We start from the raw sequence: 9779 nt of genomic DNA, 5'->3' as shown, positions 1-9779 counted from the left end.
GCTCGTGCGGAGCGCGACGGCGTCCACCGCCTGCGCTCCGCCGGAGAACGCTGCGGACGTCCGGCACGAACGGTCCGCGGTCGCCGCGAGCGATGTCCCCCCTCCCAGTCCGGTGGCCGAGCTCACCCCGCACGTACCCCAGGATCGGCTCGACACGGACATCGACTGCGACGACCCCCGCTCGCGGACCGAACTCAGCGGGTTCGTCCCGATCCCCGGGCTGTCGTCCGTGCCCACCGAAATCAGCGTTCTGCTGGCCGAGAACGGGGGCGGGGTACTGCTGAACGAGACGATCGAGCTGACCCCCGGGAGCCTTGCGGAGGACGGGCAGTGCCCGGACAGCGGGGCGCGGGCGGTGTTGCGGGTCGACGGCGGGGGCCGGTTCTTCGCCGAGTGAAGGCCCGACCCCGCCACGCCGTCAGGGGAGCGCAGCGACCAGGTCCCCGACCGCCACCCGGGTCCCCGTGTAGAAGGGGGTTTCCTCTCGCACGTGCCGACGCGCCTCCGTCCCCCGGAGGTGGCGCATCAGGTCGAGGATCCGGTGCAGTTCGTCGGCCTCGAAGGCGAGGATCCACTCGTAGTCACCCAACGCGAAGGAGGCCACGGTGTTCGCCCGCACGTCGGGGTAGTCACGCGCCTCCTTGCCGTGGTCGGCGAGCATGCGGCGCCGATCGGCATCGGGGAGCAGGTACCACTCGTAGGAGCGGACGAAGGGGTACACGCAAACGAAACGGCGCGGCTCCTCCCCCGCGAGGAAGGCCGGGATGTGGCTCTTGTTGAACTCGGCGGGCCGGTGCAGCGCGACGTTGCTCCACACGGGCTCGGAGGCCCGCCCGAGCGCCGTCCGCCGCAGCCCGGTGTAGGCGGCCTGGAGGGTCTCCACCTCCTCGGCGTGCCACCAGATCATGTAGTCGGCGTCGGCGCGGAGGCCCGCGACGTCGTACACGCCACGCACCTCGACCCCCTTGTCCCGCAGGGACTCCAGGTAGTCGTGGGCTTCGGTGGCCGCGTCGGCGCGGTCCGAGGGCAGGCTACCGCCCGGCACGCGGAACACCGACCACATCGTGTACCGGATCGTGGAGTTCAGTTCGTTGTAGTCAAGCCGCGACATGGCTACATCCTCGCACCGGCCGAGCGCCCGCCCCGCAGCTGGTCGAGGTCGCCCAACACCTTCTCAGCAGCCGCGTTCCCGCTGGCCACGCAGGCCGGGACCCCGACCCCGCCCAGGGCGGCGCCCGCCGCCGCGAGCCCCACGACGGAGTCGAGCCCGGAGGTGATCCGCGCGACGCGCTCCAGGTGGTCGACGCCGTACTGCGGCAGCGCCCCACCCCAGCGCACCACCGCCCCGTCCAGGGGGCGGACCGGGGTGCCCAGGAGCTCGGCCAGGTCGGCGAGCACGCCCCTGGTGATCTCCTCGTCTCCCCGCCGCAGGGCGGAGGTTTCCCCGAACCGTCCCACCGAGCCGCGCACCAGCACCGGGGTGTCCCCGCCGCCGGCGAGGTGGGGCCACTTGCGGCTGGAGTAAGTGAAGGCCTTGGCCGTGAACGGGGTGCCGTCGGCGTGGCGCTCCCCGGCAGCGACGAGGACGCCGCTGCTGTCGGGCAGGGCGGTGTCGGGAGGCAGTGCCAGCCCCACCACGACCGACGAGGCGAGCTCGACCTCCCGGTACGCCGCCGCCGCTCTCGGCGCGACATCGGCCAGCAGCCGGGCGGCGGCGGGGGCGGGGACGGCGAGGACGACCAGGTCCGCCGAGAGGGACTCCGGGCGGGGGGCGGGACCGATCTCCAGGCGCCACCCGTTCGCGGCACGCTCGACGGAGCGCACGGGGAGGCCGAGTCGGACCTCGGCCGCCGCGGACTCCAGCAACAGCTCGGGCAGGGTGGCAAGCCCCTCCCGCAGGGTCGCGAAGACCGGAGGACGGGGCTTCTCCGCTGTCGCGGGTGGGGACATCAGCTGGCTGACGGCCGCCAGCAAGGTGCTGGGTTCCTCGTCGAGGCGGGAGGCCAACCCGGGCATGGTGGCCCGCAGGCTCAGGTCATCGGCCCGGCCCGCGTAGACGCCGCCGAGCAGCGGGTCCACCAGCCGGTCGACCACCTCGTCGCCGAGCCGGTCCCGCACCAGTCGACCCAGGGAGACGTCCTGGCCGGCGAGGCGGACGGGCGGCTGGTCCGCCTCGGAGGCCACCACCTCGACGGCAGCCGGGGACAGCACGTCGCGGACGGCCTGGGGGGACTCCGGGAGGCCCTGGAGGGTGCGGCGCGGCAACCGGACGGTGCGCCCCCCGGCGCGCACCGTGGGAGCGGCCCCTGACGGGTGGACGAGATCGACGTCCGCGTCGAGTTCGTCGAGCAGGTCGGTGACCTCCGGGCGGCGGGCCAGGTACGCCTCGGCACCCAGGTCGTACCGGACTCCGCCCACTCGCACCGCCCGCAGCTTTCCCCCGACCGCGCGCCCCTGGTCGATCACGGTGATGCTCGCCCCCGGGCCGAGCCGCTTCCGCAGCCGGTGGGCGGCGGTCAGTCCGGCGACACCGCCTCCGACGACGGCGACGCGGGGCGACGCGGACGCGTGCGTCATGGTCGACCCGCCCGGCCGGGAACGACACCCACCACGGTCACTTCCCGGTGTCGCGGCGGGTGGTCTCGTGCACGTGGTCGACCACTCGGGTGAGCACTCCGGGGTCGGTGTCGGGCAGGACACCGTGGCCCAGGTTGAAGATGTGCCCCGCCGCGGCGCGCCCCTCGGCGAGCACCCGGTCGGTCTCCCGCAACGCCACCTCCTCGCCGGCGAACAGCACGGCGGGGTCGAGGTTGCCCTGCACCACCGGGAGCGGGCCGTCCGGGTCGGCCAGCCGCAACCGCCCGACCGCCTCGTCCAGGGGGAGACGCCAGTCCACGCCGACGACATCGGCACCGGCCTGCCGCATCGCGCCCAGGAGCTCACCCGTCCCGACCCCGAAGTGGATCCGGGGGACGCCCGCCTCGGCCAGCCCCGCGAGCACCCTGCCGCTGTGCGGGAGGACGAACTCCCGGTACTCGCGCAGCGAGAGGGCGCCGGCCCAGGAGTCGAAGAGCTGCACGGCGTCGACACCGGCGGCCACCTGCTCGCGGAGGAACAGCAGGGTGAGGTCCGCGAGGTGGTCCAGCAGCGCGTGCCAGGTGCCGGGGTCACCGTGCATCATCGCCTTGGTCCGCTCGTGGTGCCGGCTCGGACCGCCCTCCACGAGGTAGGAGGCGAGGGTGAACGGAGCACCGGCGAAGCCGATGAGGGGTGTCGTCCCGAGTTCACCGAGCAGCATCCGGACCGTCTCCGCCACGGGAGCGACCTGGTCCGGGTCGAGGCGCGGCAGGCGGGACACCGCGGCCGCGTCACGCACGGGCTCGGCGATCACGGGCCCGGTGCCCGGGACGATGTCCAGGTCGACGCCGGCCGCCGCCAGCGGAACGACGATGTCGCTGAAGAGGATCGCCGCGTCCACCCGGTGCCTGCGCACCGGCTGGAGGGTGACCTCGCAGGCCATGTCCGGCGTCAGGCACGCCTGGAGCATCGGGACACCCGCCCGCAGCTCGCGGTACTCGGGCAGCGACCTCCCGGCCTGACGCATGAACCACACGGGCGTGTGATCGGGGACTCCGCCGGAGGCCGCGACCAGCAGGGGGCTCTGGGTGAGGTCCCGACGTAGCGAGACCGTGGAGGCATTCGTCATGGCCACCCCATCGTCCCATGCGCGCCCCGGGGCCGGCACCGACCCTCGACACGCCGGGTTCCGGGCGCCACGCCGCGCGTGGACCGCCCACCAGGTTTCTCGGCGCGCCTGCGGGATTCCGTCGCCGGATGCCCCTACAGTCGCCAGCCGTGACCGGGATGTCGGGTGTACCCGAGGTGTTCCGGCAGGCGGTGACCACGCTGCGGTCGGTGAGGCCACGGCCCGAGTTGACCTTCGAGGAAGTGCGCCCGCCCCAGCGGCTGGCTCCGTGGGCGTACGCGTTGACGGCGGAGGTCACGGGGCCGACCGGCGAGTTCGCCACCGGCCGGCTGATCGTGCTGCACGATCCGGAGAAGAGCGGTGGTTGGGGCGGTGAGCTCCGGCTTGTCGTGTACCTCCAGGCGGAGCTGGACCCCGAGTTCGCCGCCGACCCGCTGCTGACCGAGGTCGGGTGGTCCTGGCTGACCGAGGCGTTGGAGGTCTGCGGGGCCGACTTCTCCTCGCTCGGGGGGACGGTGACGGTCACCTCCTCCGTGCGCTTCGGTGACATCGCCGGGCCGACCCGCTCCCACGACCTGGAGTTGCGCGGGTCCTGGACCGCGGCCAGCGGTGATCTCGCCCCGCACGGCGACGCGCTGTGCTCCGTGCTGGCCAGCGCGGTGGGGTTGCCGCCGGTGGGGGTGACCACGCTCGGCCCACGCCGGAGCGGCACCCGCTCCTGATCGGCTCGTGGAACGGTCGGGCGCCGTGGAGCGCCGCGGACCGCGCCACCGCTCCACCGGGTGGGCCTGGCCCTCGCCGGTCGTCGAGCGGGGTGCTCGGGCGTTCGACGGGATTCGGCGGCGGGCCGGCGCACGGAAATGGTGGTCGAGGACACCCCGCCGGAGCGGAAAAGTGGGCGGGATCTCAGAATGGACCCGTACAGGACGCGGACCACGCCGTGGGTCACGCGGGGTTCCCGGTGGTGATCCGACTCGCGGGTGCTGCGCTGTTCGGTGGCGTCGAGGCACCACCATCCGCTGGCGCCAGGTCCACCTATCGCACGATCAAAAAGGGAATGTCGCGCTACGGCCGGCTCGCGTTAGCCAACACGCTCATCGTCACCCAATCGTGTTATCAGTTCCTGTCCAGGTGACAACCCAATCGGGATAGATCCCGCCTCGATCGTCCCGCTGGGACAGTTTGCCGGCTACGCTGCCCGAGTCGACACCACTTTCGGTCGATCAGTGGCGCGGCTGATTGGTCGAGAGTCCCGGTGCCGGTCGGGGGGCACGACCGACTCCAGGGAGGTAGTGACGTGGCTGCCGTCGGCTTAGGTCAGGCCGTTCGAACCACGCCAGCCGGCGCGTTGCCGGCCAACATGGTCCCGCACCCGCGGGAAGAGCTGTTCTCGGTACTGGTGGTGGACGACCATCCGCTGCTCCGGGAGGCGATCGCCGCCCGGTTGCAGCAGATGGGCGCCGGCACCGTGCACGAGGCGGCGTCGCTGGCCGAAGCCAGAGCTCGTGCTCTGGCCACCGGACCATGCGACCTTGCGATCCTCGATCTCGGGCTCCCCGACGGGAGTGGCATCGACCTGGTCACGGAACTCCGTGGCCACGGTTGGCCCCGGATCGTGGTCCTGGCATCCTCCGACGACCCGTACGCGGTACGGGCGGCCTTCCAGGCGGGCGCTCAGGCGTACCTGCTGAAGTCCGCCTCGCCGATGGTCGTCACCGACGGGGTTCGCCGGGTCCTCGACGGCGGGGTGTACGCCGACCCGAGTGTGGCGCCCGTCCTCGCGGCGGGCACCAGGGTTCCGGGTACCGACAACACGCCTCGCGAGTTGTCCGCCCGCGAGGTCGAGGTGTTGCAGCTGGTCGCCGACGGCCGATCCAACAAGGAGATCGGCGAGGCGCTCAACCTGTCCGCCCTCACGGTCAAGAGCCACCTGTCACGCATCGGCCGCAAGCTCGGTACCGGTGATCGTGCGCAGATGGTGGCGCTGGCCATGCGGGCTGGCGTGATCCGCTAGTGGAGTGGGGATGGCACGACTACGAACCCGTGCCATCCCCACCTCCAGCAGTGCCTGTGGGACCGCTGGAGGGGAGAGCCACGTAGGGTCATCGCCCGTGGACGCTCAACCAGCCAACCCGGATGAGGTCGGACCCGGCGACCGCGGCGGTGAGAACCGGAAACACGCTCAGGGCACGGAGGAGAACGCGGCGGTACCGCTGCGCCGTCCGGCCGATGGCGTGCCTCCTGTTGTCGTCGACCGCAACGCGCTCCAACTCGTCGCCACCGCGATGGCCGGCGCCACCGGCCCGGTGGCCGTCGACACCGAACGCGCCTCGGGCTACCGGTACTCCAACCGCGCCTACCTGATCCAGCTCCGCCGCGAGGGCGCGGGGACGGCGCTGATCGACCCGATCCCCGTCGCCGACGCGCTGGCCCCGCTCAGGGAGGCGCTCACCGGACCGGAATGGGTCTTACACGCGGCCTCGCAGGACCTGCCGTGCCTGGCGGAGTTGGGACTGCGACCAACGTCGTTGTTCGACACCGAACTCGCCGGCCGGCTCGCCGGCTTTCCCCGTGTGTCGCTCGCGGCGCTCGTGCGGCAGCAGCTGGGGTACGAGCTGGAGAAGGGGCACGGCGCGGCCGACTGGTCACGTCGCCCCCTGCCGGCGGACTGGCTGAACTACGCCGCTCTCGACGTGGAACTGCTCGTGCCGCTGCGGGACTCCCTGGAGGAGGAGCTCCGCCGGCAGGGCAAGCTCGACTGGGCCGCGCAGGAGTTCGAGTGGGTGCGCACGGCCCCACCTCCCCCGCCGCGGGCCCAGCCCTGGCGCCGGACCTCGGGCATCCACCGGGTGCACGCCCCCCGGCAGCTCGCGGCCGTCCGCGAGCTGTGGCTGGCGCGGGACGCCGTCGCCGAGTCGCGGGACATCGCTCCCGGGCGGGTCCTCCCGGACAAGGCCGTGATCGAAGCGGCGCAGGCCGCTCCGCGGACCGAGCGCGAGCTGTTGGCGCTGCCGGTCTTCCGGGGCCGGGCGCAGCGGCGGCGGGCGCACACCTGGTTGGCCGCCCTGCGGGCGGCGGCAGAGCTGCCGGCGAACGAACTCCCCAGCCCGGCGCAGCCCTCGGACGGCCCACCACCGCCCAACCGGTGGGCGGACCGGGATCCGGAGGCCGCGGCACGGCTCTCCGCCGCCCGCGCGGTGCTGACCGAGACCGCCGAACGACTGCGGCTGCCGGTCGAGAACCTCCTGCAACCCGACCTCGTCCGACGGACCTGCTGGAGCCCGCCGGAGCAGCTGGACGTCCAGTCGGTGAGCGCGGCGCTGCGGGCGGGCAACGCCCGTGAGTGGCAGATCGAACTGACCGCCGCTCAGCTCGCGGAGGCGCTGCGGGCGACCACCTGACCGCCGATCACTCGAGCAGGGCCGCGGCGTGCTGGAGCGCCGCGGCCAGGCGGGCGGCGGTGTCCCCCTGGTAGGCGAGCCGCGCCGGCGTGGCCTGGTGGCCGTTGAGCCGCAACACGGCCAGGGGGACCTGCCGCCGGAGCGCGCGGTGCACCAGCAGGGAGCGCGGCCGGGCATCGGCGGTGACCCCGTCCACCTGGCCCAGCGGTCCCACTCCGCGCGCGCCGGGGAGGAAGGCGTTGCCGATGGTCAGGGCGGCCGTCTCGGCCGCGCGGGTCGTCACCTTGAGCGTCCCGCGCCCGGGGCTGTCCCCCAGCACGAGGAGAACCCGCCACTGCCGCCTGTCCACCGTGACCACGGTGAACGACGGCGTCCCGGTCACCAGATCGTCGCCGGGCACCGCGACGGCCCAACGGTTGTCGAGCAGGATCACCCCAGTCCGTCCTTTCCGGAACGCGGGCTGACGTCGGGCGGCGCGTGCTGCCACCCTGATCGCGTTGCGGGGTCGCCACACTACGGCACGGCTCGGGACGGCCGGTGGATGGGAGCGCTCCAACGCCGCACCGCGGCCCGCGTCCCGATCTTTTCGCCGCCCACCCTGGCATTCGGGTTACTGACGGGTAGCATCGCGGTCAGCGGGCGCGGAGCTGCGCGCCCGGGCCCACTCAGCGAGGAGAAGGAGCACGCCGTGGCCGACGCCGTTGCAGCGCGTGCGCTTCGGAACGTGGTCTTCGTCGACGGTGTGAGGACACCGTTCGGCAAAGCCGGCCCGAAGGGCATCTACGCCGAGACCCGCGCGGACGACCTGGTCGTCAAGACGCTCAGGGAACTTCTCCGGCGACATCCCCAACTGCCGCCCGAGCGGATCGGTGAGGTCGCGATCGCCGCGACGACCCAGATCGGGGACCAGGGACTGACCATCGGCAGGACGGCGGCCCTGCTGGCCGGCCTCCCCCGCTCGGTGCCCGGCTTCGCCATCGACCGGATGTGCGCCGGCGCGATGACCGCCGTGACCTCGGTGGCCGGCGGTATCGCCTTCGGCGCCTACGACGTGGCGCTCGCCGGCGGTGTGGAACACATGGGCCGGCACCCGATGGGCGAGGGGGTGGACCCCAACCCCCGGTTCCTCGCGGACAAGCTCGTGGACCCCTCGGCGCTGGTCATGGGCCAGACGGCCGAGAACCTGCACGACCGCTTCCCCCACCTGGACAGGGGCCGCGTCGACGCCTACGCGGCGACCAGCCAGGAGCGGTTCGCCGAGGCCGTCAAGACCGGTCGGATCAGCGCGGACCTCGTCCCGGTCGCCACCCGGTCGGCCGAGCTCGGCTGGGGGCTGGCGACCGAGGACGAGCCGCCCCGCCCCGGGACCACCGTCGAGGCCCTCGCTGGGCTGAAGACCCCCTTCCGCCCCCACGGCCGCGTCACCGCCGGCAATTCGGCGGGGCTGAACGACGGGGCCACCGCCGCGCTCATCGCCGGCGAGGACACGGCCACCGAGCTCGGGCTGCCGGTGGGGATGCGGCTGGTCGGCTACTCCTTCGCCGGGGTCGACCCCGAGGTGATGGGGGTCGGGCCGGTCCCCGCCACCGAACAGGCGCTCGCCAGGGCCGGCCTGACGATCGACGACATCGGCCTGTTCGAGATCAACGAGGCCTTCGCCGTCCAGGTCCTGGCCTTCCTCGACCACTTCGGCATCGCCGACGACGACCCCCGGGTGAACCCGTGGGGCGGCGCGATCGCGTGCGGCCACCCCCTGGCCGCCTCGGGTGTCCGGCTGATGACGCAGCTCAGCCGCCACTTCGCCGAACGCCCCGAGGTCCGCTACGGGATCACCACCATGTGCATCGGCATCGGCATGGGGGGCACGGTCATCTGGGAGAACCCGCACTGGGACGGTCGGGAACGGAACGGGGACGCGAAGTGAGTGACACGACGGGCGGGGTCACCGCCGAGGACATGCGGAACGCGATGCCGGACGAGGTCGTGACCAGGTCGGTGACCCGGCTCGTCCGGGTGCCCGGCGTCGACCGACCGATCGCCCTGGTGACGCTGGACAACGGGCACGACCACACGCGCCCCTCCACCCTCGGCCCCCAGGGGCTGCTCAGCCTGGACGCGGCGCTCGACGAGGCCTTCGCCGCGGAGCCCGCCGCGATCGCGGTGACGGGGAAGCCCTTCGTCTTCGCGGTTGGCGCCGACCTCTCCGGCGTCACCAGGTTGTCCTCCGCGGAGCAGGCCCGGTGGATCGCCCACACCGGGCACGCGGTCTTCCGGCGCCTCACCGAGTCCCCCGTCCCGACCTTCGCCTTCGTCAACGGAGCGGCGCTCGGCGGCGGTCTCGAACTCGCGCTCTCCTGCCACTACCGCACCGTCGCGGCGAACGCGGCGATGCTCGCCCTGCCCGAGACGTTCCTGGGGCTCTTCCCGGGATGGGGTGGCACCCAACTGCTGCCCAACCTGATCGGGCCGGACGCGGCCGTCACGGTCATCCTCGAGAACGCGCTCAACCAGAACCGGCGGCTGAGCCCGGCCAAGGCCGCCGAACTGGGCGTCGTCGACGTCGTCCTGGACTCCGCCGACTACCTGGAGCAGTCGCTGCTGTGGGCGGCCGGGGTGCTCGAGGGCCGGATCCGCCCCGAGCGCCCGGAGATCGACCGGGGCCAGGCCTGGAC

10 protein-coding genes are annotated in these 9779 nt (G+C 73.2%); 6 read left to right on the top strand and 4 right to left on the bottom strand.

Annotated features, from left to right (window positions below; all coding sequences use genetic code 11):
* The coding region (locus ACTIDRAF_RS0209795; RefSeq protein WP_026065939.1) for a hypothetical protein at positions 1 to 397 on the top strand (397 nt) is incomplete at its 5' end.
* A 21-nt stretch (positions 398 to 418) separates the two neighbouring features.
* Here ACTIDRAF_RS0209795 and hemQ read toward each other — a convergent pair.
* Genes hemQ through hemE form a run of 3 tightly spaced genes read right to left on the bottom strand, consistent with a single transcriptional unit; the run spans position 419 to position 3706 of the window.
* The gene (gene hemQ, locus ACTIDRAF_RS0209790) at positions 419 to 1111 is read right to left on the bottom strand and encodes a hydrogen peroxide-dependent heme synthase (protein ID WP_016698558.1); all 693 of its coding nucleotides are present in this window, start codon (positions 1109 to 1111) and stop codon (positions 419 to 421) included.
* 2 nt (positions 1112 to 1113) lie between these two features.
* Entirely contained in the window at positions 1114 to 2577 is a 1464-nt protein-coding gene (gene hemG / locus ACTIDRAF_RS0209785) for a protoporphyrinogen oxidase (protein WP_016698557.1), read from the bottom strand.
* 37 nt (positions 2578 to 2614) lie between these two features.
* On the bottom strand, positions 2615 to 3706 hold the full coding sequence (gene hemE / locus ACTIDRAF_RS0209780) for a uroporphyrinogen decarboxylase (protein ID WP_016698556.1): 1092 nt from the start codon (positions 3704 to 3706) through the stop codon (positions 2615 to 2617).
* 158 nt (positions 3707 to 3864) lie between these two features.
* Between hemE and ACTIDRAF_RS0209775 the strand changes: the two genes are divergently transcribed.
* From ACTIDRAF_RS0209775 to ACTIDRAF_RS0209765, 3 genes are all read left to right on the top strand, one after another.
* Positions 3865 to 4428 carry a DUF3000 domain-containing protein gene (locus tag ACTIDRAF_RS0209775; RefSeq protein WP_016698555.1) on the top strand — a complete coding sequence of 188 codons (564 nt, stop codon included), beginning with the start codon at positions 3865 to 3867 and terminating at the stop codon, positions 4426 to 4428.
* 575 nt (positions 4429 to 5003) lie between these two features.
* Positions 5004 to 5720 (top strand): response regulator, encoded by a 717-nt coding sequence (locus ACTIDRAF_RS28055; protein ID WP_035272912.1) that lies wholly within the window; start codon positions 5004 to 5006, stop codon positions 5718 to 5720.
* 97 nt (positions 5721 to 5817) lie between these two features.
* Complete coding sequence (locus ACTIDRAF_RS0209765; protein ID WP_016698553.1) at positions 5818 to 7107, top strand: ribonuclease D; 1290 nt, start codon at positions 5818 to 5820, stop codon at positions 7105 to 7107.
* Between the two features lie 7 nt (positions 7108 to 7114).
* On the opposite strand, the gene ACTIDRAF_RS0209760 is transcribed toward ACTIDRAF_RS0209765, so the two are convergent.
* A complete protein-coding gene (locus ACTIDRAF_RS0209760) occupies positions 7115 to 7540 on the bottom strand; it encodes a hypothetical protein (protein WP_016698552.1) in 426 nt (141 codons plus the stop codon).
* 255 nt (positions 7541 to 7795) lie between these two features.
* On the opposite strand from ACTIDRAF_RS0209760, the gene ACTIDRAF_RS0209755 reads away from it, so the two are divergent.
* On the top strand, positions 7796 to 9031 hold the full coding sequence (locus ACTIDRAF_RS0209755; protein ID WP_016698551.1) for a thiolase family protein: 1236 nt from the start codon (positions 7796 to 7798) through the stop codon (positions 9029 to 9031).
* A gap of 32 nt (positions 9032 to 9063) precedes the next feature.
* Positions 9064 to 9779: enoyl-CoA hydratase/isomerase family protein (locus tag ACTIDRAF_RS0209750; RefSeq protein WP_169533971.1), on the top strand; the 716-nt coding region annotated here is incomplete at its 3' end.

Origin of the sequence: Actinoalloteichus spitiensis RMV-1378, from assembly GCF_000239155.1 — a bacterium.
GTDB classification, from domain to species: Bacteria; Actinomycetota; Actinomycetes; order Mycobacteriales; family Pseudonocardiaceae; genus Actinoalloteichus_B; species Actinoalloteichus_B spitiensis.
The sequence above is the reverse complement of the archived record's forward strand: the minus strand, read 5'-3'. Positions and strand labels throughout refer to the sequence as shown.

Bases quoted from the DNA above. Each gene is read 5' to 3' on its own strand.
- hemG (WP_016698557.1), bottom strand. From the start codon at position 2,577: ATGACGCACGCGTCCGCGTCGCCCCGCGTCGCCGTCGTCGGAGGCGGT.
- ACTIDRAF_RS0209775 (WP_016698555.1), top strand. From the start codon at position 3,865: ATGTCGGGTGTACCCGAGGTGTTCCGGCAGGCGGTGACCACGCTGCGG.
- hemE (WP_016698556.1), bottom strand. From the start codon at position 3,706: ATGACGAATGCCTCCACGGTCTCGCTACGTCGGGACCTCACCCAGAGC.
- hemQ (WP_016698558.1), bottom strand. From the start codon at position 1,111: ATGTCGCGGCTTGACTACAACGAACTGAACTCCACGATCCGGTACACG.